Source organism: Plantactinospora sp. WMMB334 (genome assembly GCF_049179095.1).
Classification (GTDB): Bacteria; Actinomycetota; Actinomycetes; order Mycobacteriales; family Micromonosporaceae; genus Plantactinospora.
In genome coordinates this window covers 7,483,621-7,510,155 of record NZ_JBMHME010000002.1, presented here as the reverse complement: position 1 = coordinate 7,510,155, position 26,535 = coordinate 7,483,621, and the positions used below count along the sequence as shown (strand labels likewise).

The 26,535-nt window shown below is 70.3% G+C and carries 13 protein-coding genes and 2 rRNA genes; 7 read left to right on the top strand and 8 right to left on the bottom strand.

What is annotated here, in order from left to right; translation table 11 throughout:
• Window positions 1-173 precede the first annotated feature (173 nt).
• The 4 genes from ACN27G_RS32530 (at window position 174) to ACN27G_RS32515 (ending at window position 5,714) form a co-directional block, all read left to right on the top strand.
• Window positions 174-1,844: a DUF885 domain-containing protein gene (locus ACN27G_RS32530; RefSeq protein WP_421496482.1), complete on the top strand. Its 1,671-nt coding sequence runs from the start codon at window positions 174-176 to the stop codon at window positions 1,842-1,844.
• Between the two features lie 206 nt (window positions 1,845-2,050).
• Window positions 2,051-2,509 carry a (2Fe-2S)-binding protein gene (locus ACN27G_RS32525; RefSeq protein ID WP_421497545.1) on the top strand — a complete coding sequence of 153 codons (459 nt, stop codon included), beginning with the start codon at window positions 2,051-2,053 and terminating at the stop codon, window positions 2,507-2,509.
• Between the two features lie 2 nt (window positions 2,510-2,511).
• Window positions 2,512-3,507, top strand: coding sequence for an FAD binding domain-containing protein (locus tag ACN27G_RS32520; RefSeq protein ID WP_421496481.1), 996 nt, complete (start codon window positions 2,512-2,514; stop codon window positions 3,505-3,507).
• A gap of 2 nt (window positions 3,508-3,509) precedes the next feature.
• Window positions 3,510-5,714 (top strand): xanthine dehydrogenase family protein molybdopterin-binding subunit, encoded by a 2,205-nt coding sequence (locus ACN27G_RS32515; protein WP_421497544.1) that lies wholly within the window; start codon window positions 3,510-3,512, stop codon window positions 5,712-5,714.
• Between the two features lie 65 nt (window positions 5,715-5,779).
• Here the strand turns inward: ACN27G_RS32515 and ACN27G_RS32510 are convergent, their stop codons facing one another.
• From ACN27G_RS32510 to ACN27G_RS32500, 3 genes are read right to left on the bottom strand one after another with little or no spacing between them, the layout of a single operon-like run.
• A complete protein-coding gene (locus ACN27G_RS32510; protein WP_421496480.1) occupies window positions 5,780-7,801 on the bottom strand; it encodes an ABC transporter ATP-binding protein in 2,022 nt (673 codons plus the stop codon).
• Window positions 7,798-9,531, bottom strand: a complete 1,734-nt coding sequence (locus ACN27G_RS32505; RefSeq protein ID WP_421496479.1) for an ABC transporter ATP-binding protein — start codon at window positions 9,529-9,531, stop codon at window positions 7,798-7,800. The genes ACN27G_RS32510 and ACN27G_RS32505 overlap by 4 nt, the downstream gene beginning before the upstream one ends.
• Complete coding sequence (locus ACN27G_RS32500) at window positions 9,525-10,223, bottom strand: TetR/AcrR family transcriptional regulator (protein WP_421496478.1); 699 nt, start codon at window positions 10,221-10,223, stop codon at window positions 9,525-9,527. Before ACN27G_RS32500 ends, ACN27G_RS32505 begins: the two co-directional genes overlap by 7 nt.
• A gap of 184 nt (window positions 10,224-10,407) precedes the next feature.
• On the opposite strand from ACN27G_RS32500, the gene murD reads away from it, so the two are divergent.
• Complete coding sequence (murD, locus tag ACN27G_RS32495; protein WP_421496477.1) at window positions 10,408-11,823, top strand: UDP-N-acetylmuramoyl-L-alanine--D-glutamate ligase; 1,416 nt, start codon at window positions 10,408-10,410, stop codon at window positions 11,821-11,823.
• 96 nt (window positions 11,824-11,919) lie between these two features.
• On the opposite strand, the gene ACN27G_RS32490 is transcribed toward murD, so the two are convergent.
• From ACN27G_RS32490 to ACN27G_RS32480, 3 genes are all read right to left on the bottom strand, one after another.
• Window positions 11,920-13,932, bottom strand: coding sequence for a cell wall-binding repeat-containing protein (locus ACN27G_RS32490; protein ID WP_421496476.1), 2,013 nt, complete (start codon window positions 13,930-13,932; stop codon window positions 11,920-11,922).
• A gap of 258 nt (window positions 13,933-14,190) precedes the next feature.
• Window positions 14,191-15,303 (bottom strand): hypothetical protein, encoded by a 1,113-nt coding sequence (locus ACN27G_RS32485; protein WP_421496475.1) that lies wholly within the window; start codon window positions 15,301-15,303, stop codon window positions 14,191-14,193.
• Between the two features lie 142 nt (window positions 15,304-15,445).
• Window positions 15,446-19,822, bottom strand: a complete 4,377-nt coding sequence (locus ACN27G_RS32480) for an ExeM/NucH family extracellular endonuclease (protein ID WP_421496474.1) — start codon at window positions 19,820-19,822, stop codon at window positions 15,446-15,448.
• A gap of 341 nt (window positions 19,823-20,163) precedes the next feature.
• Between ACN27G_RS32480 and ACN27G_RS32475 the strand changes: the two genes are divergently transcribed.
• Together ACN27G_RS32475 and ACN27G_RS32470 are read left to right on the top strand one after the other, a co-directional pair.
• Window positions 20,164-22,038: a VanW family protein gene (locus tag ACN27G_RS32475; RefSeq protein WP_421497543.1), complete on the top strand. Its 1,875-nt coding sequence runs from the start codon at window positions 20,164-20,166 to the stop codon at window positions 22,036-22,038.
• Window positions 22,039-22,178: 140 nt separating this feature from the next.
• The gene (locus tag ACN27G_RS32470) at window positions 22,179-22,979 is read left to right on the top strand and encodes a S1 family peptidase (RefSeq protein WP_421496473.1); all 801 of its coding nucleotides are present in this window, start codon (window positions 22,179-22,181) and stop codon (window positions 22,977-22,979) included.
• A 107-nt stretch (window positions 22,980-23,086) separates the two neighbouring features.
• Here the strand turns inward: ACN27G_RS32470 and rrf are convergent.
• Together rrf and ACN27G_RS32460 are read right to left on the bottom strand one after the other, a co-directional pair.
• Window positions 23,087-23,203, bottom strand: a 5S ribosomal RNA gene (gene rrf / locus ACN27G_RS32465).
• 94 nt (window positions 23,204-23,297) lie between these two features.
• A 23S ribosomal RNA gene (locus ACN27G_RS32460) occupies window positions 23,298-26,418 on the bottom strand.
• Window positions 26,419-26,535: the final 117 nt, after the last annotated feature.

Genomic DNA, 26,535 nt, shown 5'->3' with positions numbered 1-26,535 from the left:
GAGAATTGGTTCCTCCCGTCGACCTCCGAGATCGACTTCGACCCGCGCGAACTGCTGCCCTGACCGGACCGGCGGCACGGCGCGGTGTCGGCGCGACGACCTCCGCGACCCGCGCGGCGCTACCCGGCGTATCGCGGATGAGCGGGGCCGCGTCGATCACGTAGGGTCGTGGCGTGGGACGAATCAACGAGTTGGCCGACCGCTACGTCGACGAGTGGGCCCGGCTCAATCCGACCGGCGCGACCTTCGTCGGCATCGGGGGCTACGACGACCAGCTCGGCGACCTCTCGCCGGACGGCTACGCGGCGCAGGCCGAGCTGACCCGGCGTGCGCTGACCGACCTCGACGCCACCGAGCCGGACTCCGAGGCGGAACGGACCGCCAAGGAGGCGATGCGGGAGCGGCTGGGCCTGGAGGTGGCCCGCTACGAGGCGGGCGAGACGACAAGCGAGCTCAACGTGATCGCCAGCGGGCTGCACGAGCTGCGGCAGGTCTTCGACCTGATGCCGACCGAGGGCGCCGAGGCGGTCGGCAACGTCGCCGCCCGGCTGAACCAGTTCGCGGGCGCGCTCGACGGCTACAAGACCACGCTGCGGACGGCGGCCGGGGCCGGGCACGTCAGCCCTCGGGCGCAGATTCTCGAGGTCGCCAAGCAGTGCGACATCTGGACCGACCCGGACGGTGACAACTTCTTCCACAGCCTCGCCGAGCGGCTGAAGGCCGAGCCGGCGCTCGCCGCCGAGCTGCGCCGGGGAGCGGCCGCCGCCACCGCCGCCACCGCCGAGTTCGGGCACTTCCTCCGCGACGAACTCGCTCCGCTGGGCCGGGCCAGGCAGGCGGCCGGGCGGGACCGCTACGAGCTCGCCTCACAATACTTTCTCGGCGCCAGGGTCGACCTTGCCGAGACGTACGCCTGGGGGTTCGAGGAGCTGGCCCGGCTGGAGGGCGAGATGCGTGCGGTGGCGGCGGAGATCGCCGGCCCGGGCGCCGGCATCGACGCCGCGGTGACCGTCCTCGACGCCGACCCGGCCCGGCGGATCCAGGGCAAGGAGGCGTTCCGCGACTGGATGCAGGCGCTGGCCGACAAGGCGATCGCCGAGCTGCACGGCACCCACTTCGACATCCCCGAGCAGGTCCGCCGGATCGAGTGCTGCCTCGCGCCGACCAGCGACGGCGGCATCTACTACACCGGCCCGAGCGAGGACTTCTCCCGGCCGGGCCGGATGTGGTGGGCGGTGCCGCAGGGCATCACCGAGTTCTCCACCTGGCGCGAGGTGACCACGGTCTTCCACGAGGGCGTGCCCGGCCACCACCTCCAGGTGGCACAGACCCAGGTCCGGGCCGACCTGCTCAACCGCTGGCAGCGACTGCTCTGCTGGACCTCCGGGCACGGCGAGGGGTGGGCGCTCTACTCCGAGCGGTTGATGGACGAGCTGGGCTACCTCGCCGACCCCGGTGACCGGCTCGGGATGCTCGACGGGCAGGCGTTCCGGGCGGCCCGGGTGATCGTGGACATCGGCATGCACCTGGAGCTGGAGATTCCCCGCGACAACCCGTTCGGCTTCCACCCGGGCGAGCGCTGGACGCCGGAGCTGGGCTGGGAGTTCATGCGGGCGCACTGCCGGGTGCCGGACGAGAACCTGCGCTTCGAGCTGAACCGCTATCTGGGCTGGCCGGGGCAGGCGCCGTCGTACAAGGTCGGTGAGCGGATCTGGTTGCAGGCCCGGGCCGACGCGAAGGCCCGCAAGGGTGCCGACTTCGACCTGAAGGAGTTCCACCGGGCCGCGCTGAACCTCGGCTCGATCGGGCTGGATCCGCTCCGCGCCGCGCTCGCCCGGATCTAGGAGGCCGAGCCGCCGCCGGGCGCCGTGCGGGACGGCGCGGGCCCGGCACATGCCCCTTGGTCGATATTTCCATACTGACGTGAATCGCGCGGAATACTCCTCTTTGCCGGTGATGGGCCTATCCAGCCGATGGAGGAGACGTGAGTCGAGAAGACGGGACCGGGAAGCGGACGCGCTCGCCCGCGTCGACCGGGGCCGAGGTCGCGCTGACCCTCACCGTGAACGGCGCCGACCACGGGCTGCGGCTGGACGGCCGGGTGACCCTGCTCGACGCGCTCCGCGACGACCTCGGCCTGGTGGGCACCAAGAAGGGCTGCGACCAGGGCGCCTGCGGCGCCTGCACGGTGCTCCTCGACGACCGGCGGGTGCTCGCCTGCCTCACCCTCGCCGCCCAGTGCGACGGGCGGCAGGTGACCACCATCGAGGGCCTGACCGGCGACGGGCACGGGCACCCGCTGCAGGACGCGTTCCTGCGCCACGACGGCTTCCAGTGCGGCTACTGCACCCCCGGGCAGATCATGTCGGCGGTCGCGCTGCTGCGCGAGGGGCGCGCCGGCTCGGACGAGGAGATCCGCGAGTTCATGAGCGGCAACATCTGCCGCTGCGGCGCGTACCCGAACATCATCGCCGCCATCCGCGAGGCCGCCGGGGCGGGGGTCCGGTAGCCGTGCGTGCCTTCGAATACCTGCGCCCCGACGACGTGGGCGCCGCGGTGGCGCTGGTCGGCGCCGACCCCGCCGCCCAGTTCCTGGCCGGCGGCACCACCCAGGTCGACCTGATGCTCAAGGACGGCATCCTCGACCCCGAGCGGCTGGTCGACATCACCCGGCTGCCGCTGACCGGGATCACCGCCGACGACCGGACGCTGCGGGTCGGCGCGCTCACCACGATGGAGGAGATGGCCGCCGACCCGACCGTGGCCCGGCGGCTCCCGCTGGTCCGCACGGCGCTGCTCGCCGGGGCGTCGCCCCAGCTTCGCAACATGGCGACGATCGGCGGGAACCTCCTGCAACGCACCCGCTGCCGCTACTTCCGGGACCCGACCGTGCCGGACTGCAACAAGCGGATCCCGTCGTCCGGCTGCGCGGCCGTCACCGGCGCGGCGACGCGGATGCACGCCATCCTCGGCGCGGGCGGGAGCTGTATCGCGCTGCACGCCTCGGATCTCTGCGTACCGCTGGTGGCGCTGGACGCGGTGGTGCACGTCCGGGGCGTCGACGGCGAGCGCGACATCCCGCTGACCGAGTTCCACGTGCTGCCCGGCGACCGGCCGGACGTCGAGACCGTGCTGCGGCACGGCGACCTGGTGACCGCGGTGACCGTCCCGCTGCTGCCGGCGGCGGCCCGGTCGGGCTACCTGAAGGTACGCGACCGCGCCTCGTACGAGTTCGCCCTGGTCTCGGTCGCCGCCGTGCTCGTGCTCGAACAGGGCATGATCGCCGAGGCCCGGATCGGCCTCGGTGGGGTGGGCACCGTGCCGTGGCGGGCGCGCGCGGCCGAGCAGGTGCTGACCGGTGCGCCGGCGGTCGCCGAGACGTTCCGGGCGGCGGCAGCCGCCGAGCTGCGGGACGTCTTCGTCGTGCCCGGCACCGCGTTCAAACCGGAGCTGGCCCGGCGGACGATCGTGCGGGCGCTGGAGACCGTGGCGGAGGAGCGGCCGTGACCATGACCGAGCCGACCACCGTGGTCGGGGCCGGCATCGACCGGGTGGACGGGCCGCTCAAGGTGACGGGCGCGGCGGGGTACCCCTCCGACGTCAGCTATCCGGGGATGGTGCACGCTGCGACGGTCCGCAGCACCATCGCCGCCGGGCGGATCAGCGGCATCGACACCGCCGCCGCCGAGGCCATGCCCGGCGTCCTGGCGGTGCTCACCCACCGCAACGCGCCCCGGCTCGGCCGGGGGCCGGCGAACAGCCTCGGACCGACCCCGCCCCCGCCGTTGCAGGACGACCGGATCCTGCACAACGGGCAGTACGTGGCGGTGGTGATCGCCGAGCGGCCGTACCAGGCCGCCGCGGCGGCCCGTGCCGTCACCGTCGACTACGAGCGCGCCGACGACCCGATACTGGAGATCGACGACCCGCGCGGGGAGGTGCTCACGGACCCGTTCCAGATGGACGCCGAGCGGGGGGACGTCGCGGGCGCGCTCGGCTCCGCCGACGTCGTGCACGAGGCGACCTACCGGACCGCGGAGAACACCAACAATCCCCTGGGGCTCTTCGCCACCGTGGCGGCCTGGGAGGGCGACCGGGTCACCGTGCACGACTCGACGCAGTGGCCCGCCAACGTGCGTACCACCATCGCCGAGGTGTTCGGGCTGCCGGAGCCGGCGGTCCGGGTGTACGCGAAGTACGTCGGCGGCGGCTTCGGCTCCGGTCTGCGGGTCTGGCCGCACGTGATCCTGGCGGTGCTCGCCGCCCGTACCGTGGGGCGGCCGGTGAAGCTGGTGCTCTCCCGGCCGGAGATGTTCACCGGCGTCGGGCACCGGTCCGGCACGGTGCAGACGATCCGGATCGGTGCCCGCCGCAGCGGCGAACTGGTGGCGATCGAGCACGAGTCGCTGCAGACCCTGGCGATGGAGGACGAGAACCCGGAGCCGGTGGCAGCGGTCAGCGGCAACTCGTACGCGTGCCCGAACGTGGCGCACCGGGACCGGCAGCGGCGGCTGAACATTCCCTCTCCGGGCTCGATGCGGGCACCCGGGGAGGCGCAGGGCAACTTCGCGCTGGAGTCGGCGCTCGACGAGCTCTCCTACCGCCTCGGCATGGATCCGCTGGAGCTGCGGCTGCGCAACTACGCCGAGACGCAGCCGCAGTACGGCCTGCCCTGGTCGAGCAAGGCGTTGCGGGAGTGCTACGAGGTGGGCGCGGAGCGGTTCGGCTGGTCCCGCCGCGACCCGGCGGTCGGGGCGATGCGGGACGGCCGGTGGCTGGTCGGCTACGGCATGGCCGGGGTGAGTTACCTGTGGTGGCAGGTGCGCTGCGAGGCCCGCGCCGGCATCGGCCGGGACGGCACCGCCCAGGTCAGCAGCGCCGCCACCGACATCGGCACCGGGACCTACACGGTGATGCGGCAGCTCTCGGCGGAGCTGCTCGGGCTGGACCTGGCGCAGGTCCGGTTCGACCTCGGCGACTCCGACATGCCCTGGTCACCGCAGGCCGGCGGCTCGGGGCTGACCGGCGCGCTCGGCAACGCCGTCTACGCGAGCTGCCGCGAGCTGATCGGGCGCTTCCTCGACACCGTCGCGGACGATCCCGAGTCGCCGCTGCGCGGCTGCGCCGTCGACGATGTGGCGGTCGGCGGCGGACGCATCCACCAGCGGGCGGATCCCGGGCGGGGCGAGAGCTACGTCGCGATCCTGACCCGGCACGGGCTCGACGAGCTGACCGCCGAGGCGGCGAGCACCCCGCCCGAGGCGCAGCAGGTGGGGATGGCACCGGCCGGGGCCTTCGCCGCGAAGTTCGTCGAGGTGCGCGTCGACCCCGACCTCGGCCTGCTCCGGATCCCCCGGGTGGTCGCGGTGGTCGACGGGGGCCGGATCCTCAACGAGAAGCTGGCCCGCAGCCAGATCATCGGCGGGACGGTCGGCGGGATCGGCCAGGCGCTCTTCGAGGAGACCATCACCGACCCCCGCACCGGCCGGATCGGCAACGCCAACCTCGGCGACTACCTGGTGCCGGTGCAGGCCGACATCGGCGAGGTGGATGTCGTCTTCGTCGGCGCACCCGACCGGCTCACCCCGATCGGCACCAAGGGGGTCGGCGAGGTCGGCCTGCCCGGCATCTCCGCCGCGATCGCCAACGCCGTCCACCATGCCACCGGCCGGCGGATCCGCTCCCTTCCCATCACCATCGAGCAGCTGCTCTGAACCGTCGCTCCCGGCGCTGCTCCGACATCCCGCTCCCGGCACCGCCCTCGGCCGCCCGCCGGTCGTCACCCCCTCGGCCGGGGTGGGCCGGCGGGCGATGCCGCCCCGACCGGCTCGACGTCCGCGACCGGCTGGGTGAACTGCGCCTGGTAGAGCCGGGCGTACGCGCCCTGCGCGGCGAGCAGCCCGGCATGGCTGCCCTGCTCGACGATCCGGCCGTCCTCCATCACCAGGATCAGGTCGGCGTCCCGGATGGTGGAGAGCCGGTGCGCGATCACGAAGCTCGTCCGGTCCGCCCGCAGCGCGGCCATGGCCCGCTGCAGCAGCACCTCGGTACGGGTGTCGACCGAACTCGTCGCCTCGTCCAGGATCAGCAGCGACGGGTCGGCCAGGAACGCCCGGGCGATGGTGATGAGCTGCTTCTCACCGGCGCTGACGTTGTTGCCCTCCTCGTCGATGACGGTGTCGTAGCCGTCCGGCAGGCTCCGGACGAACCGGTCCACGAAGGTCGCCCTCGCCGCCTCGAGGATCTGCTCCCCGGTCGCCTCCGGGTTGCCGTACGCGATGTTGTCCCGGATGGTCCCGCCGAAGAGCCAGGTGTCCTGGAGCACCATGCCGATCTCGCCACGGAGCGTGTCCCGGCGCAGCTCGGTCAGGTCGACCCCGTCCAGGGTGATCCGCCCGGCGTCGAGCTCGTAGAAGCGCATGATCAGGTTGACCAGGGTGGTCTTGCCGGCGCCGGTCGGGCCGACGATCGCCACCGTCTGCCCCGGCTCGGCGACCAGGGAGAGGTCGTCGATCAGGGGCTTCTCCGGCTCGTACCGGAAGGAGACGTGCGCGAACTCGACCCGGCCGCGCCGCTCGGTGAGCCGGGCCGGCTCGGCCGGGTCCGGGCTCTGCTCGTCGGCGTCGAGCACGTCGAAGACCCGCTCCGCCGAGGCGACCCCGGACTGCATCAGGTTCGCCATCGAGGCGACCTGGGTGAGCGGCTGGGTGAACTGCCGGGAGTACTGGATGAACGCCTGCACGTCGCCGAGGGTCATCGCCCCGGACGCCACCCGCAGGCCGCCGATCACCGCGATCACCACGTAGCTCAGGTTTCCGATGAACATCATCGACGGCATGATGATGCCGGAGACGAACTGCGCGGCGAAGCTGGCCCGGTACAGCTCCTCGTTCTTGGCGGCGAAGGTGGCCTCGACCTCGCGCTGCCGGCCGAAGACCTTGACCAGCTCGTGCCCGGTGAACGCCTCCTCGATCTGCCCGTTCAGCGCGCCGGTGTGCGTCCACTGCGCGATGAACTGCCGCTGCGAACGCTTCGCGATCTGCTTGGTGACCAGCACCGACGCCGGTACCGCGATCAGCGCCACCACGGCGAGCAGGGGCGAGATCCAGAACATCACCGCCAGTACGCCGACCACGGTGAGCAGCGAGGTGAGCAACTGGCTGAGGGTCTGTTGCAGGCTCTGCGCGATGTTGTCGATGTCGTTGGTGACCCGGCTGAGCAGCTCGCCCCGGGGCTGCCCGTCGAAGTACGGCAGCGGCAGCCGGTTGAGCTTCGCCTCCACGTCGGAGCGGAGCTGCCGGACCGCGCCCTGGACCGCGCCGTTGAGGATGTAGCCCTGTAGCCAGCCGAGCAGACTGGCGGCGAGGAAGAGCAGCAGCGCCAGCAGCAGGACCTGGCCAAGCCGCCCGAAGTCGATGCCGACGCCCGGGACCACGTCCATCCTCGACAGCAGCTCGGCGAAGCCGTCGTTGCCGGCCGCCCGGGCGGCCTCGGCGGCCTGTTCGGTGGTGGCACCGGGCGGCAGCTGCCGGCCGATCAGCCCGGCGAAGATCACGTCGGTGGCGTACCCGAGGATCTTCGGCCCGGCCACCGACAGCCCGACGCTGACGACCGCCAGCAGGATCACCGCGACGAGCTGGAGCCGGTGGGGCCGCAGCCGGCCCAGCAGCCGGCGGGCCGACGGGCCGAAGCTCATCGACTTCTCGGCCGGCATCCCGGTGGACATCCAACCCGGGCCGCCACGCCCGCCGGCACCGCCGGGCAGCCGGGCCGGTGTCGCCCTGGCCGTCTGCTGGCTCATGCTGCCACCTCCACGGTGAGCTGCGACTCGACGATCTCGGCGTAGGTCGGACAGCTCTCCAGCAGGTCCGCGTGCCGGCCGATGCCGACCACCGACCCGCCCTCCAGCACGACGATCTGGTCGGCGTCGAGGATCGTGGAGACCCGCTGCGCCACGATCACCACCGCGGCGTCCGCCGTCACCGGCCGCAGCGCGGCGCGGAGCCGGGCGTCGGTGCCGAGGTCGAGTGCGGAGAACGAGTCGTCGAAGAGGTAGATCTCCGGCCGGCTCACCAGGGCGCGGGCGATCGCCAGCCGTTGCCGCTGCCCGCCGGAGAGGTTCGTCCCGCCCTGCGCCACGGAGGCGTTCAGCCCTTCCGGCAGCGCCTCGACGAAGTCGCGGGCCTGAGCGATCTCCAGACTGGTCCAGAGTTCCTCGTCGGTCGCGTCCGGCCGGCCGTAGCGGAGGTTGCTGGCGATCGTGCCGGAGAAGAGGTACGGCCGCTGCGGCACCAGGCCGATCCGCTCCCAGAGCAGCTCCGGATCCAGCTCGCGGACGTCGACCCCGTCGACGAGCACCGCCCCGCCGGTGACGTCGAAGAGCCTGGGGACCAGCCCGAGCAGGGTGCTCTTGCCCGCACCGGTGCTGCCGATGACCGCCGTGGTCTGGCCGGCCCGGACCGTGAAGGAGACGTCCCGGAGCACCGGAGCCACCGCCCCCGGGTACTGGAACCGCACGTCGCGCAGCTCCAGCTCGGCGCGGAGCGCCACCTCGCGGACCGGCTGCCGGGGCGGGACGACCGATGACGTGGTGCCGAGCACCTCCATGATCCGCTCGGCGCAGACCGCCGCGCGCGGCACCATGATCAGCATGAAGGTCGCCATCATCACCGACATCAGGATGAACATCAGATAGCTCAGGAAGGCGGTAAGCGCGCCGATCTGGATCTGCCCCGCGTCGATCCGGTGTGCGCCGAACCAGAGCACCGCCACGCTGGAGGCGTTGAGCACCAGCATCACGATCGGGAAGATCAACGCCATCAGCCGGCCGACCCGGAGTGCCGTGACGGTCAGCTCCTCGTTGGCCGTCTCGAAGCGGCGGGTCTCGTACGGCTCGCGGACGAACGCCCGGACCACCCTGATGCCGGTGATCTGCTCCCGCAGCACCCGGTTGACGGTGTCGATCCGGGTCTGCATCAGCCGGAACTGTGGGACCATCCGGCGGATCACCAGCCCGATCGAGAGCACCAGCACCGGTACGCAGACCAGCATCAGCCAGGAGAGCCCGACGTCCTCGCGCAGGGCCATGATGACGCCGCCGAGCAGGGTGATCGGTGCCGCGACCAGCATCGTGCAGGTCATCACGACCAGCATCTGCACCTGCTGCACGTCGTTGGTGCTGCGGGTGATCAGCGAGGGCGCGCCGAACTGGCCGACCTCGCGCCCGGAGAAGCTCATCACCCGGGAGAAGACCGCCGCCCGGACGTCCCGGCCGAAGCTCATCGCGGTGCGGGCACCGAGATAGACCGCGGCGATCGTGCAGGCCATCTGCACCCCGGTGACCAGCAGCATCCAGCCGCCGGTGCCGACGATGTAGCCGGTGTCGCCCCGGGCGATCCCCCGGTCGATGATGTCGGCGTTGAGGCTGGGCAGGTAGAGCGAGGCCATGGTGCCGACGAGTTGCAGCAGCACCACGGCACCGAGCGGCCGGCCGTAGGGCCGCAGATGGGTACGCAGTAGTTGGATCAGCATCGACGATCCCCCGAATCGTCCGGTCGGTCAGTATCCGCCGCCCCAGGCGCAGGTACACCTGGCTGCGGTACGCCAGGCTCCCGTACACCCGGCTCCCGCACGCCGTCCAGCAGCACGGCGGCGATCATCTCGGGGCGCAGTGGTTCGTTGTCGGTGATCCGCGGATGCGAGCCGGCAAAGGTGAGCAGGCGCAGCAGCCGGGCCACCTCGGGCAGCGGATAGCGGAAACGGTCACGGTCCGGCTCCAGCACCCGGACGACGGCCTGGTGGATCTCCTCGTTCGGCGGGTGCGGCGTCGTCGGCTCCGTGCTCCGGGCCGCCGGGTCCCCGGGCGGCCCGTGCATGCCGACGGAGTGCAGCAGGTTGAAGATGCTGGTGAGCCGGTGCTGGAGGATCGTGGCAAGCGCGGTGAGCCGCTCCGGCAGCGGCCGGTCGAGGTCGATCTCCGCCAGCTCGGCCAGCAGCGGCGCCGGGTCGAGTGCCGTCTCGACGGCCACCCTGACCAGCCCGTCCTTGTGCGGGAAGACCCGGAAGATGGTCCCCTCGGCCACCCCGGCCGCCTCGGCGATCTGCCGGGTGGTGACCTTGACCCCGTGTTCGGTGATCAACTCCAGGGTCGCGGTGATCAGGGCCGCGCGCCGCTCGTCCGGCGGCAGCGGCCGGGCCCGGCCGGAGGGGGTCTGGGAGTTCACGGCGGCAATCTTAATGAGTGAGTCACTCACTCACAAGCGATTTTCCGGCGCCCGCACCGCGGTGCGGCAGTTCACACCGCTGGACGCCCGGCGAGGCGGGGCGCCGCCTCCAGCCTGGACGTCCCCGCCCGGAGCCGGGTGACGCGGGACTAGAGTTTGGGCGCGTACCGGAGGGAGTTGTCAAGTGCAACTGGCGGATCTGCACGGCCGGCGGGTCGCGGTCTGGGGCACCGGCCGGGAGGGCGTCGCGGCGATCAACGCGATCGCCCCGGTCGGAGCGGCCGACCTGGTCGCGGTGATGGACCGCGAGACGTACGCCGCCAAGCCCTGGACGGGCCGGCTCGCCGAGCTGGCCCCGCTGCACACCGGCCCGGCCGCCCTGGAGGAACTGCTCCGGTCGGACGTGGTGGTCCGGTCCCCGGTGATCGGCGAGACCCACCCCTGGGTGGTACGCCTGCGCGAGAGCGGCATCCCGATCACCAGCGGTACGGCGCTCTGGATGGCCGAACACGCGGCCACGACGATCGGGGTCACCGGCAGCAAGGGCAAGAGCACCACCACCAACCTGATCAGTCACCTGCTCACCGCCGCCGGCCACCCCAACGTGATGGGCGGCAACATCGGGGTCCCGGTGCTCGACCTGCCCCCCGCGCGGCGCTACGTCCTGGAACTCTCCATGTACCAGTGCGCCGACCTCAGCGACTCGCCCGAGGTGGCGGTGCTGACCTCGCTGGCACCGGAGCACCTGGACTGGGCCGGCGGCGAGGCCGAGTACTACCGCCACAAGCTGAACCTCGTCGACCACGGGCCCCGCGCGGTGGTGTTCAACGCGCACGACGAGCGGCTCCGCGCCGAACTCGGTGCCCGGCCAGGGCTGCCGCTGTGTCCGGCCGGCTCGGCCACCGCATCCGACGCCGCCGGGGAGCCCACATCCCGCGCCGCCGGGGAGCCGGCGTTCCATGTGGCCGTCGCCCCGGACGGCAGCCGCTGGATACACCTCGGCGACCGGCCGCTCTTTCCGCGTACCGCGCTGCCGCTTGTCGGGCGGCACAACGAGTGGAACCTCTGCGTCGCGCTCACCGCGCTGCGGGCGGTCGGCGTCGACTGTGCCGCCGAGCGGGACCGGCTGGCCGCCGCCCTGGCCACCCTGCCGGTGCTGGAACACCGGCTCACCCCGATCGAGGACCCGTCCGGGATCACCTTCGTCGACGACTCGCTCTCGACGATCCCGCAGTCGGCGATCCACGCCATCGAGGCGTACGCGACGCGTCCGCTGACCGTGATCGTCGGTGGCGAGGACCGGGGGGTGGACTACACGCCGCTGCGCGACTTCCTCGCGGAGCAGCAGGTGGCGGCGACCCTGATCGGCATCCCGGACAGTGGGCCACGGATCCTGGACGCGGTCAAGGATCTGGACACGATCACCACGCTGACCGCCGAGGACCTCGTGCAGGCGGTCCGGCTCGGCCGGGAACGGACCCCGGCCGGCGGGGTGGTGCTGCTCTCACCGGCCGCGCCCAGCTATGGCCGGTTCGACAACTACGCGCACCGGTCCCGGGTCTTCCGGCAGGCGATCGAGGAGACCGCCGACCAGTCGTAGTACGGCTGCGGCGCACGCACGGCGAAGGGGGCCGGTCGGTCGACCGGCCCCCTTCGTTACCCGCGTTCCTTCGTTACCTGACGCTGTTGCCAGCGGTCACCGCCGGGAGAGCGGCTCCCTGAGCTCGTTTCCAGGGGCCTTCGGCTCCTCGGCGATTCGGGCACCACGTGCGGTCTGGTTCTGCACGCCCCGCTCCAGACCGGCGAGGCCGATGTCGGTCGGGTTCTGCCCGGTGGTGAAGCCGCCCGGACCGCTGAGCCAGGTGCCGATCGGCCCCTGCTGCCCGTTAGAGACGACACCGGAGGCTCCGAAGATGATCCCGGTGTGCACGGAGCCGCTGTGCTCGTCGAGGAAGAACTCGGGGTCGAGGGAGAGCGCCGACGAATCGCCCCGGGTGAGCAGGAGCGGACCGTTGAGCGTCGCCATCAGGGCACCGCCGGAGAGCGCGTCCGGCCAGTTCAAGCCGGTCGCCACACCGGCGTAGTTGGTGCCGCCGAAGAACTTGTACGCGACGAGGAGTGCCGTCTCGTAGCGGTTGACGCCGACGACGGGGCCCGACCCGTACGCCTCGGTGGCGGCGTAGCCCTGCCCGCCGATTCCATAGATCTCGGCGCCGCTCTCGACCCGGTCGAGGTAACTCTTGGTGTCGGCCGACAGCCGGTTGTCGGCGGTGAGCACGACGACGGCCGACACACCGTAGCCCGGCAGGTTGAACGAACCGGCCGCCGCACCGGCCGCGAGCGCGTCCGGGAAGTTGACGCCGGTCGCGGCGAGCACGAGGTCCGGGTTCGGGTTGATCTCGTCGGCGATCGCGACCGAGGTGCTGTAGCGGTTCGCCCCGGCGAGCCGCTCGGTCAGGTAGCCCAACGCCTTGATCCGGTTCTCCACCGCCGTCGAGATCGCGCCGGTGCTGCCGAGCAGGTAGACCGTCTTGCCGGCGGGCAACACCCGCTTGAGTTCGGCCTCGGTGTCGACGTTCAACGTGGTCGGCAGGGTCATCAGCAGCGGACCCTGCTTGGCGGCGGCCAGCGCCGCACCGCCGAGCGCGTCGGCGAAGAGGTCCGACCGGGAGAGCACCACCGACTCGGCGAACTGGCGTGCGTCGTTCTCGTCGGCGGCGGTCGCCCAGTGTGCCCGGGCGACGGCGGTCGCCGTGCCGAACCGGTTCGCACCGGCGAGTCGGGCCACCCGGTCGGCCATGCGCGGCTGGTAGGCCGGCACCCCGGACAGCCCCGGCACGGTGGTCGGGTTCGCCGCCCCGCTGCCGTCGGCGGGCGCCGTCGCCACGCCCGAGCCCTGGGTGAAAGCGATGGTCGAGCCGTCGGGCGACCAGGTCGGGTCGTCGTGGGTGGCCGCGTTCGAGGTCACCGCGACGACGTCGCTGCCGTCGATGTCGGCGACGTGGACCTGGCCGCCGCGGACGAACGCGACCTTCTTGCCGTTCGGCGAGATCGACGGGCTGCTGGCGTCCTCCAGGATGGTCTGCCAGGTGAGACCGTCGAAGACTCCGACATCCGCTTGCCCGGAGGGCGTGTCCGCGCTGCCACCCTGGGTCTGGTAGACGGTGAGCGCTCCGGGCCCGGAGTCCGGGGCCAGGTAGTGACGCCCGTCGCCGGGGCTGATTTCGGTCGGCGAGTAGCCGCCGGAGGCGACCTGCGCCTCGATACGCCAGAACTGGCCGGGCTCCTTGGCTGCCCAGAGCACGCCGAGACCCTGGCTCCGGTAGACCGGGTCGCGGCGCACCGCCGACGGGGGCGAGGTGTGCGCGTGGTAGGGCGAAACCCACCAATAGTTGGCGCCGTCGTTGTACCGCATGGTCACGATGTCGCCGGCGTCGGTGGCGAAGATCGCCCGGCTGCCGTCGGGCGCCCAGGCGGCGTCCCGCACGTTGTAGGTGTGCTTGTCCTCCTCCCACTTGACGAACTGGAGAGCGGAACCGCCGCGGAACTGGATGCTGTCGCCGCCGTTGCTCGCGGTCAGGGTGCTCGGGGCGCCGGGATCGCCGGGGTGGCTGGCCTGCGCGGCCGTCGCACCCGCGACCACCGCGGTCGCGGTGAGCGCGATGGCCGAGGCGAACGCCAACGGCCGGTAAATGGAACGTGGAGGCAAGGGGACTCCTCGCAACAGATCACGCGTCGCACTGCCCAGATAGGGAGTTTGCCCCCCGTGGGGCGACGCCGGAGTAACCTTAAGGGCTTCTTTATTCGGCGCGCTGCCCCGTTTCGGCTCTGCGCACCAAGATGGTCCGTTAGGCCGGTCACACCAGGCCGATCCGGCGGTCTCCGTTGGCAAATCCCTGCTGTGGTAGGGTCCGGGCGAGTAATCCGATTTGCCATCCACAGGGGACTGTGCAATGCGGCGGACGCCCTACGGCACGTATCCGGACGGTAATTCTCCGAGCACCCCGAACAGATTGCGTATGGACCGGATTGCGGAACGTATCTCCTGGAGATAGCGGTCCGCACCCAGTTCGACCGGCCCGTGTCCGGGGAACAGACCCGGGTCCAGCCCGATCGTCTCCACCTGGCATCCGTAGCCCAGCCCGAGCGTCCGGATCGCGTCGCAGTGCTGGAACGGCACGTAGAGCCGCGAGGTCAGCACGAGCACCCGGGCGCCGGGCGCCGGGCTCACCTCCGCCGCCCAGAAGTGGTACGTGTCGGAGGTGTGCGCCCGCCGGGTCGCCGGCTCGGTCGACGGGGCGGCCAGCACCCGCACCACCGGCCCGGCGGCCGGCCGGTAGACCGCGACCGACCAGGAGCGATGGGTGATCTCTCCCGTCGAGCGGCGCTGCTGCACCGGCGCCGGGCAGCCGAACGCGGCCCGGATACCCAGCTCCATCGCGTCCACCTCGTAACCGCCGTCGAGTTGGGCGGCGCGCTCGCCGGCATCCCGCCAGGCGGCTCCACCGTCGAATCGGGCGACGTGCTCGGAGTCGGGCCGGGCGGCACGCTCGGCGGGGTCGCCGCCGGTGCGGCCGGCCGGAAGGTGGAGCCGCTCGATCTCGACCGGGCGGAGCGGACGGAAGCTGCCCAGCGCGGCGACCTCGCCGACCTCGACCGTGCCGGTGCCGACCAGCCAGGCGGCGTAGCCGGTCCGGTCCAGGCAGGATCGGGCCAGCCCGCCCAACACCAGCAGGTGGTCGTAGCGCCCGGCGGGCACCGGGCAGGGGCCGGCCAGTCCGAGCGCCTCGGCGGCCGTCCGGACCAGCTCCGCGACGGCGGGGGCGAGAGCGGTCTCCGCCACCTCGTCCCGCTCGACCGCGCCGTGTCGGCGCCGGAAGTCCCAGTGCCGGGCCGAGAAGTCGTCGAGCCAGGCCAGCAGCTCCGCCGGAGCCATCCGGTCGGGCAGTTCGGCCCCGTACGCGGCCACCAGATCCCGCAGCGGCCGGGACCGCACCCAGTCGGTGAGGCCGGCCACCAGGTCGTCCCTGGACGTCCCGGCGGCGCCGCTCGGCAACGGTACGGGCTGGTAACCGCTCACCCTCGTCCCTCCCACCGGCCCGGACAGCTACCGCCGCCAGGGCAGCTCCGACAGACGACTGCGGGTCCGGAACCGGTCACCGGCCCCGGACCCGCAGTCGCGACGAACTAGCTCAACCGTCGGTCAGCGCTGAAACCGTCGGTCACAGCCTGGCACATTGTCCGGCCTTCGGCCCCCGGACCGTGTTGGCCCGGCCGTCGTTGCCCGGCGCCGGGGTGTTGGCCGCACAGGCCAACGGCCCGCTGATGGTGTTGCCGGCGACCAGCACCGGCTGGCTGCCGGTGTTGCCAACCAGTGAGACCGGACCGGAGACGGTGACGCCGTCGACCCGTACCCCGCCGGTGCTCAGCGCGACCGAGACCGGGCCGCTCACCCGGCCCTCCTCGACCAGCACCGGACCCCGCGCCGCGACCACGGTGACCGGACCGGAGATCGTGGTGCCGCTCAGGGTGAGCAGCTCCGAACCGGTGGCGGTCACCGGACCGGAGATCCGGCCGCCGCTCGCCCGCAGCGACGCACCGGGCAGCACGGTCACCGGACCGGAGACGGTCGCGCCGTCCAGGCAGGTCAGCCCGGAGAAGACGATCAGTGGCCGGTGGTGCCGGCCGGTGATCGTCGTGTCGCACTGCGGCCCCGGCCGACCGACCGCCGAGCGCGGCTCCGGGTCGGCGGTGACCGGCGAGTGCTCGGCGAAGTAGTCGACAAGCATGGTCAGGTCGTTGTCCCCGGTGGTGAACGGGTCGGTGCCGCCGGCCAGGGTGGCGAAGTTGTCCCCGCCGGCCGCCAGGAACGAGTTGACCGTCACCCGGTAGCTGCCGGCCGGGTCGATCGGCACGCCGTCCAGGGACATCGAGGTGATCCGGGAGCCCTGCGCCGCCTCCGGGTCGTAGGTGTAGTAGAACCCGTCGGAGACGCCCAGCCAGAGCACCGGCCGGGAGGCGCCCGCCGGCTGCCACTGCTCCTCCAGCACCTGCTTGAGCTGGGCGCCGGTGAAGGTCTTCGTCACCACGTCGTTGGCGAACGGCTGCACCGAGAACGCCTCGGCGTAGCTGACCACCCCGTCGGGGGCGTACACCAGGTCGGCGCGGAGACCGCCCGGGTTCATGAGCGCGATCTGCGCCCCGCCCCGGCCCGGCGCGCTGGTGCCGGCGAGCTGCACGTCGGCGATGAAGTTGCCGAGCACCGACTCCTTGCCCCGGTCCTCGTTCCCCGCCTCGTTGTACGCCCGCCGGATGTCCCCGGTGATCGAGCCGAGCTGCTGCTGTCCCAGCTCCTCGGCCCGCTCCTTGGCCGCCGCCACGATCGCGGCGACCTCCGGGTCCTGCGGCGCGCCGACCACGTCGACCAGTTCGGCGTCGGCCGCCGTGACCGTGCCGCCGGCCGGGTCGACGGTCAGGTTGACCCGGCCCAGCCGCTTGCCGTAGTCCTCGGCCTGCACCACCGGCCGCAGCCGGTCGGTGCCGGGCACCGGCACCTCGAAGGCGTACGGCTGGTGGGTGTGCCCGCTGAGGATGGCGTCGATGGTGGCGTCGGCCCTGGTGAACTTCCCGAAGACCGGGTCGTTCGCCAGCTCCTCGGCCGAGTCGATGTTCTCGGTCGCGGCGCCCTCGTGGGTGAGCAGCACCACCACGTCGGCCTCGCCGTTGGCCGGATCGCCGTCCTTGAGCTGGCCGGCCACGGCGTTCGCCTCGGCCACCGGCTCCCGGAAGGTGATCCCGGCGATGCCGTCCGGGCTGACCAGCGAACCGGTCTGCTCGGTGACCACGCCGACGAAGCCGACCCGGACCCCGCCGACCGTGCTGACCGAGTACGCCGGCAGCGCCCGCTCGTCGCCGCGGTAGACGTTCGCGCCGAGCAGCGGGAAGTCGGCCCGGTCGGTGACCCGGCCGGTCAGGTCCGCGATGCCCTTGTCGAACTCGTGGTTGCCGACCGCCGAGGCGTCCAGCCCCATCTCGTTCAGCGCGTCGATCGTCGGGTTGTCCTGGTCGATCGCGGAGACGAACGTCGACGCGCCGATGTTGTCACCGGCGGAGACGAACGCGGTGTTCGGGTTCTCCGCCCGCAACTGGTCGACCAGGCCGGCGAGCTGGGCGGCCCCGCCGACCGGCCGGCCGTCGGGCGCGTTGCCCGGCGACTCCAGCCGGCCGTGGAAGTCGTTGATGCTCAGCAGTTGCAGCTCGACCGGGCCGGTCGCCCCGGTCTCCAGCCCGACCAGGATCGGGTTGTGGTCGCTGGCCCGGTACGGGTCCGGCGCGAAGAACGCCGGGTGCCCGTCGTACTGGAAGGCGTACGACTCGTGCGAGTTGATCTGCCAGACGTCGACCCCGGTGACCCGCTCCGCCAGCGACGGCGAGGCGACCGCGTGGTCCAGCGACCCGGACTCGCCGCCGAAGACGTAACTGGACCTGCCGGTGTCGTTCAGGTCGGCGTACCCGGCGTCGTAGAGGACCTGCATCGGGTCCTCCCGGGTGTACGCGTTGAAGTCGCCGAGCAGCAGCACCTCGTCGCTGCCGCTGTCGGCCTTGAGCCGGTCGACGAAGGCGGTAAGCGCCTGCGCCTGCCGGACCCGGTCGCCGTTGAACGCGCCCTGCCCGTCACCGCTGTCGGCGTTGTCGCCGGTCGCCGAGTCGGAGCTGCTCTTCGACTTGAGGTGGTTGGCGACCACGGTGAAGGTGAGCGCGCCGGAGGTGAAGGTCTGTGCGATCGGCTCCCGGGCGTTGAACCAGACGGTCTCGTCGTCGACCGACCGGGGCGGGCCGGCCGGCTGTGCCTTCGCCGGCTTGAAGATGATCGCCGTGGTGATGACGTCCTGCTGCGCCGCCGCCGGCAGCTCCGCCGGGGTGCGCACGTAGTCCCAGGTGCCGGCCCCGGCCGCGGCGTTCAGCGCGTCGACCAGCCGCTTGAGTGCCTGCTGCGGGTCGGCGGCGTTGAACCGGACCGAGTTCTCGATCTCCTGGAGCGCGACCACGTCGGCGCCGAGCGCGTTGATCGCCGAGACGATCTTCGCCTCCTGCCTGGCGAGCGCCGCCTCGTCCTCGGCACCCCGGGCGTCTCCGCCGAAGTGGACGAAGTAGTTCAGCACGTTGAAGGCGCCGACCGTGAGGTCGCCGCCGACGTTGCGCGGTGCCGGGGTACGCGGGTTGGTGACCTTGAAGGTGGTCCGGGCGGCCGGCGGGGTGTCTGCGCTGACCGGGGTGGTCGGCTGGAGCCGCCAATCGTCGAAGCCGTACGAGAGCACGGTCGGCCCGAACGCCTCGACGCTGTCGCCGACCCGCAGCGGGCTGCCCGGCGCCAGGTAGGGCGGCAGCAGGCCGGCGCTTGCCAGGTTGGTGGTCCGGCCGTCGTCGACCAGCAGCCGGGCCAGCTCGTTCGCCGTGGCCGCGGCGCGGGCCGCGTCGGTGCCGGGCCGGGCGACGTCGGTGGGTATCACCGCGGCACGGTCGCCGGCGGCGAGCACGACCTCGCCGTACCGGTTGGTGTTGTAGACCTCGGAGACGGTGAACTGGCCGACCGGGGCGACCAGCATCGACTCGACCGACTCCCGGGCCGGCGCCGCCAGCGGCAGCGGGAGCGCGACCGGTGCCGGCAGCGCGACCTGCTCCCCGCAGACCTGCACGTCGGCCTTTGCCGCGATGCTGACCTGGGTGAGCCCGTTGTATTCGCCCGCGGTGCCGCTGACCCGGACCCGGTCGCCGACGGCGACGCCCGGGTGGTTGGCGGCGTTGCTGGTCAGGTAGACGAAGATGCCGTCCGAGGCGGTGCCGGCGGCCGGCGCCCGCCCGCCGCTGCCGGCGGTCTGGAGGTAGATGCCGTTGTAGCCACCGGTCCGGTGGTCGGCGGTGACCACGCCCTCGACGGTCACCCGGGTGCCGGCCAGCGGTGTCGCGTCGCCGGTGCCCTGGACCTGGGCGATGGTGTGGCTGACCGGCACGTCGCAGCCGACCGGATCCGGGTCCGGGTCGCCGCCTCCGCCGTTGCGGGTGCCGAAGCTGTTCGGGGCCGGGGCCCGCCACTGTCCGTCGATCCGCTGCAGCGAGTGGCCGGTCGGGGTGCTGCTGGTCTCGGCCACGCCGATGTCGGTGGCGGCCAGCCCGCCGGCCGGGCCGCCGACCCCGGTCATCCCGCCCTCGTAGCTGAGGAACTCGGCGACCGCGCCGTCCGGCGCGACCAGCGCGATCCCGTCCGGCGCGCCGTTCTGGACGCCGTCGGTCGGGTACGTCGCGACCACCACCCCGGCCGCCGGCACCGCGCCGCTCAGCGTCCGGGTGTTGTACGGCGCCCCGCCGTTGCCGTTGTAGAGGACGAGCTGCCATCCGGTGAGGTCGGTACCGGCCGGAGCCTCCACCTCGATGGCCTCGCCGGTGTCGGTACCGGCATTGTCGTAGTGGATCTCACTGATCAAGGGCGTCGCCGCAGGTTCGTCGGCGACGGCCGGGACTCCGCTGGTCAAACCGAGCGCGCCGCTGGTGAGCAGCACACCCAGCGCCCGAAGCGAACGTCCGCGTCTGTTCCGGCGCATCAAGTTGCCTCCGTTAGGGGGTGGACGGTCGGAGCATATGCGGGCCCGGTGGCGAACCGAGAGCTGCCAGGTGTACGGAACACCATGGATGTTCGGTCGTAACGGGGCGGAAGATCGGACTATTCACGTATTTCGCGTCGACCGGCCGAGCGGGGGAGGACACACCCTCCATATCGGCTCCGGCCGGACCGGGTGCGGCATCCTGATCGGGTCTTGGTTACCGTAGTCGGTCAAGGTCTTGCCGCGCGGGCCGTCTCCGGGCCCGCCGTACCGCCCTGATCGAGGTGTCCGTGAGTCAGTACGGCAAGAGGGTGCCCGCCGACGAGCAGCCGACCGTGCAGATGCCCGCCGTCGCGATGCCTGCCGAGGAGCGCCCCACCATCCGGATCACCGCCGTCACCCTGCCGGCCGACCAGCGCCCCGACGGTGCACCGGCCGGTGGTGCCGGAGCGGGCGCCGGCCCGGCACCGGTCGGTGGGGACACCCCGTCCCGGCCCGGTTCCGGCGGTCCGGTAGGTGCACCGGGCGGGCCCGCACCCCGGCGCCGGCTGCGGCGGATGCTGCTCGCCGGTGGCGCCGCGGCCGCGGTGCTCGTCGCCAGCGGCGGCGCCACCGCCGGCTACGCGTACGCCGGTGAGGTGCCCCGGGGCACCACCGTGCTCGGCGTCGAGCTGGGTGGCAGGAGCCGGGCGGAGGCGGTGCAGGCGCTCCGCGCCGACCTGACCTCCCGGCCCGAGGCGTTCACCAGCCCGGTGCCGGTCCGCATCGGCGACCGGACCGGCGAGGTCTCGCCGGACGCGGTCGGCCTGGCGGTGGACGTGGAGGCGACGGTGGCCGCGGCCGCGGCACACCGGCCCGGCCCGCTGAGCCTGCTCTTCGGCTCCCGGAGCAGCGAGCCGGTGGTCACCCTCGACGCCGAGAAACTCGACGCCGAGCTGCGGAAGATCGCCGGGGACGCCGGGCAGCGGATGACGCTGCCGGCGATCACCTTCCGCGGCACCACCCCCCGGCCGGTCTACCCCAGGCCGGGCCGGGTGCTGCGGGCCGAGGACTCGGCGGAGGCGCTGCGCGCGGGCTGGCTGAGCGGCCAACCGGTGGAGATACCGCTTGTGGAGACGCATCCGGCGACCACCACCCACGAGGTCGACCGGCTGGTCGACGAGCTGGCCAGGCCGGCGGTCGCCGCCCCGGTCACGGTCAGCACCGAGCGGGGCGACTTCTCCGTCCCACCGGCCGCGATCGCGAAGAGTCTCGTGCTGACCGCCGACAGGAACGGCAGGATCGCCCCACGGATCGACGGGAAGAAGCTGCGCGCGGCACTCGCCGGCCAGCTCGGGAAGGTCGAGGTGGAGCCGAAGGACGCCGGCATCTCGATCCAGGGCAACAAGCCGCGGATCACCGCCGGGTCCGGTGGGCGGCAGGTGGACACCGGCGCGCTGGCCCGGGACCTGATGGCGGTCCTGCCGAGGGCCGACGGGCGCACGGTACGGGCGCAGCTCAAGCCCGTCGCACCGAAGCTCAGCGCGGATGACCTGGGGAAGATGGGGATCAAGGAGCGGGTCTCCACCTTCACCACCAGGTTCACCGGTGGTGCCGGCTCGCCGCGCAGCCAGAACATCATGACGATCGCCCGGAAGGTGGACGGCACGGTGGTCAGGCCCGGCGAGACGTTCTCGCTCAACGGGCACACCGGGGAGCGGGGCTACGCCCAGGGCTACCGCGACGCACCGGTCATCCTGGACGGCAAGCTCGTGCCGGGGGTCGGCGGCGGCACCTCGCAGTTCACCACCACGCTCTTCAACGCGACCTACTACGCCGGGCTGGAGGACGTGGAGCACAAGCCGCACTCCTACTGGTTCAGCCGCTATCCGCCGGTCATCGAGTCGACCATCTTCTGGCCGGACCTCGACTTCAAGTTCCGCAACGACAGTCCGCACGGCGTGCTGATCGACACCTCGTACACCTCCAGCTCGATCACCGTGTCGGTCTGGGGGACCAGGGTCTACGACCGGGTGACGACGGAGTGGAGTCCGCGCCGCAACGTCACCAAGCCAAAGGTGATCAAGCTCCAGCCGGGTCCGTCCTGCATTCCCACAAACGGCATCGGCGGGTTCACCCAGGACGCGTTCCGGCTCTTCCACCGGGACGGAAAGGTCGTCAAGCGGGAGAAGTTCACCTGGAAATACCTGGCCGAGCCCCGGTACCGCTGCGGCTGACCCGCCCGCCGCCCGGTGGTATGACGCAACCGGGATGACATGTGCACATTGCGATACAGCGATGGAGGTCCATACGCTGCCGGCATCGTGATCTGGGGCGCGCCCACAAGGCGCGCCATCGATGCTCGGAGAGGACCCCCATGGCTCGTTGGCGCTTCCTCAGCCGCCTGGCCGCCACCGCGTTGACCGCGGTGAGCGTCGGCGCCGTCACCCTCGCCGCACCGGCGAACGCCGCCCCGGAGGGCGACGTCACACCCTTCGTCGTCGGCGGCACCCGCGCCGCGCAGGGCGAGTTCCCGTTCATGGTACGACTCTCGATGGGCTGCGGCGGAGCGCTCTACAGCCCGCGGCTGGTGCTCACCGCCGCGCACTGCGTCGGGCGGACGGGAAGCAACTCCAGCATCACCGCCACGCTGGGCGTGGTCGACCTCCAGTCGTCGAGCCGGATCCAGGTCCGCTCCAACTACGTCTACCGGGCGCCGGGCTACAACGGCTACGGCGACGACTGGGCGCTGATCCGGCTGGCCAGCGCGGTCTCCGGGCTCAGCACCCTGCCGATCGCCACGTCGAGCGCGTACGACAGCGGCACCTTCACCGTCGCCGGCTGGGGCGCCACCCGCGAGGGCGGGGCCCAGCAGCGGTACATGATGAAGGCGAGCGTGCCGTTCGTGAGTGACTCGGTCTGCAACGGTCCGAGCTCGTACGACGGTGACGTCATCCCGGCCGAGGAGATCTGTGCCGGCTACATGGCCGGTGGCGTGGACACCTGCCAGGGCGACTCCGGTGGCCCGATGTTCCGGCAGGGCGGCAGCGGCCTGGTCCAGGTCGGCATCGTGAGTTGGGGTTACGGGTGTGCGCGGGCGAACTATCCTGGCGTCTACACCCAGGTCAGCTACTTCTCCTCGGCGATCGCCTCGGCGGCGGCGAGTCTGGGCGGCTGACCCGTCGGGGAGACCTGGCCGGGTCCGTGGGGACCGGCCAAGCTCCAGACAGGGCCGGAAATGCGAGTGGCGCCACCCGTACCGGGTGGCGCCACTTCGCTGAGAATGTCCGGCGGTGTCCTACTCTCCCACACCCTCCCGAGTGCAGTACCATCAGCGCTGGAAGGCTTAGCTACCGGGTTCGGAATGTAACCGGGCGTTTCCCTTCCGCCATAACCGCCGTAACCCTATCAACACAACAAACAACACCCCGGCCACACCCGGGAACACATCGTTGTTCGTTTGCTGTGAATCACACAGTGGACGCGTAGCAGCTTTGTAGACAAGTCCTCGGCCTATTAGTACCGGTCAACTGAACCAGTTACCTGGCTTACATCTCCGGCCTATCAACCCAGTCGTCTCACTGGGAGCCTTACCCCCACACGGGGTGGGATACCTCATCTCGAAGCAGGCTTCCCGCTTAGATGCTTTCAGCGGTTATCCCTCCCGAACGTAGCCAACCAGCCGTGCCCCTGGCGGGACAACTGGCACACCAGAGGTTCGTCCGTCCCGGTCCTCTCGTACTAGGGACAGCCCTTCTCAAGTATCCTACGCGCACGGCGGATAGGGACCGAACTGTCTCACGACGTTCTAAACCCAGCTCGCGTACCGCTTTAATGGGCGAACAGCCCAACCCTTGGGACCTGCTACAGCCCCAGGATGCGACGAGCCGACATCGAGGTGCCAAACCATCCCGTCGATATGGACTCTTGGGGAAGATCAGCCTGTTATCCCCGGGGTACCTTTTATCCGTTGAGCGACACCGCTTCCACACGCAAGTGCCGGATCACTAGTCCCGACTTTCGTCCCTGCTCGACCCGTCAGTCTCACAGTCAAGCTCCCTTATACACTTACACTCAACACCTGATTGCCAACCAGGCTGAGGGAACCTTTGGGCGCCTCCGTTACCATTTAGGAGGCAACCGCCCCAGTTAAACTACCCACCAGACACTGTCCCTGAACCCGATAAGGGCCCCAAGTTAGATACCCGAACCAACCAGAGTGGTATTTCAAGACTGCCTCCACCCATACTGGCGTATAGGCTTCACCGGCTCCCACCTATCCTATACAAGCTAATTCAAGCACCAATGTCAAGCTATAGTAAAGGTCCCGGGGTCTTTCCGTCCTGCCGCGCGTAACGAGCATCTTTACTCGTACTGCAATTTCGCCGGGCCTGTGGTTGAGACAGTGGGGAAGTCGTTACGCCATTCGTGCAGGTCGGAACTTACCCGACAAGGAATTTCGCTACCTTAGGATGGTTATAGTTACCACCGCCGTTTACTGGCGCTTAAGTTCTCAGCCTCGCCCCGAAGAGCTAACCGGTCCCCTTAACGTTCCAGCACCGGGCAGGCGTCAGTCCATATACATCGAATTACTTCTTCGCATGGACCTGTGTTTTTAGTAAACAGTCGCTTCCCCCTGCTCTCTGCGGCCATACAACGCTCCACCAGCAAGTGGCTTCACGTCTCCGGCCCCCCTTCTCCCAAAGTTACGGGGGCAATTTGCCGAGTTCCTTAACCACAGTTCACCCGATCGCCTCGGTATTCTCTACCTGACCACCTGTGTCGGTTTAGGGTACGGGCCGCTCGGAACTCGCTAGAGGCTTTTCTCGACAGCATAGGATCACTGACTTCACCTGAATCGGCTCGGCATCACGTCTCAACCACATACACCACGGATTTGCCTATGGTGCGGTCTACACGCTTACCCCGGCACAACCACCGGCCGGGCTCAGCTACCTTCCTGCGTCACCCCATCGCTTGACTACTACCCGCCAGGACCCCACGCAACCCCATCTTGGTCCGAAGACCGCCACAGGATCGGATGGTTAGCACAACGAGGTTCATCACGGGCGCTCCTACACGGGTACGGGAATATCAACCCGTTATCCATCGACTACGCCTCTCGGCCTCGCCTTAGGCCCCGACTCACCCAGGGCGGATTAACCTGGCCCTGGAACCCTTGGTCATCCGGCGGAAGGGTTTCCCACCCTTCTTTCGCTACTCATGCCTGCATTCTCACTCGTGCCGCGTCCACAACTCGATCACTCGGCTGCTTCACCCCCGGCACGACGCTCCCCTACCCACCCACACACCTGCACAACCACCCAAAGATGATCGCGAAGTCAATGTGTGAATGCCACAGCTTCGGCGGTGTACTTGAGCCCCGCTACATTGTCGGCGCGGAACCACTTGACCAGTGAGCTATTACGCACTCTTTAAAGGATGGCTGCTTCTAAGCCAACCTCCTGGTTGTCTATGCGACCCCACATCCTTTTCCACTTAGCACACGCTTAGGGGCCTTAGCTGGCGATCTGGGCTGTTTCCCTCTCGACTACGAAGCTTATCCCCCGCAGTCTCACTGCCGCGCTCTCACTTACCGGCATTCGGAGTTTGGCTGATTTCAGTAACCTTGTAGGGCCCCTAGACCATCCAGTGCTCTACCTCCGGTAAGAAACACACGACGCTGCACCTAAATGCATTTCGGGGAGAACCAGCTATCACGGAGTTTGATTGGCCTTTCACCCCTAACCACAGGTCATCCCCCAACTTTTCAACGTTGGTGGGTTCGGCCCTCCACGCGGTCTTACCCACGCTTCAGCCTGCCCATGGCTAGATCACCCCGCTTCGGGTCTAGAACACGCGACTACACGCCCTATTAAGACTCGCTTTCGCTACGGCTACCCCACACAGGTTAACCTCGCCACATGCCACTAACTCGCAGGCTCATTCTTCAAAAGGCACGCCGTCACCCCACCAGAAAAATCCGGCAAAGCTCCGACGGATTGTAGGCGAACGGTTTCAGGTACTATTTCACTCCCCTCCCGGGGTACTTTTCACCATTCCCTCACGGTACTCGTCCGCTATCGGTCACCAGGAAGTATTTAGGCTTACCAGGTGGTCCTGGCAGATTCACGGCAGATTTCAGGAGTCCGCCGCTACTCGGGAACACCCACAAAGAAGACCAGGCGCTTTCACCTACCGGACTATCACCGCCTACGGTTGGCTTTTCCACACCATTCAGCTAACACCCGGCTTTGTAACTTCTCGGAGAAGTGTCAGCTTCCCCCACGGAGTCCCACAACCCCGACCACGCAACCCCTGACAGGTATCACACGCAACCGGTTTAGCCTCATCCGCTTTCGCTCGCCACTACTCACGGAATCACAATTGTTTTCTCTTCCTACGGGTACTGAGATGTTTCACTTCCCCGCGTTCCCTCCACACACCCTATGAATTCAGGTGCAGGTGACACCACATGACTGGTGCCAGGTTACCCCATTCGGACACCCTGGGATCACAGCTCGGTTGACAGCTCCCCCAGGCCTATCGCGGCCTCCCACGTCCTTCATCGGCTCCTGGTGCCAAGGCATCCACCGTCCGCCCTTGACAACTTGACCACAAAGATGCTCGCGTCCACTGTGCAATTCTCAACAAACGACCAACCCACAACCCACCACCCCACACCAGCCCCCAGGACACACACATCCCAGAACGGTATGCGAGGCCAGGCCGCA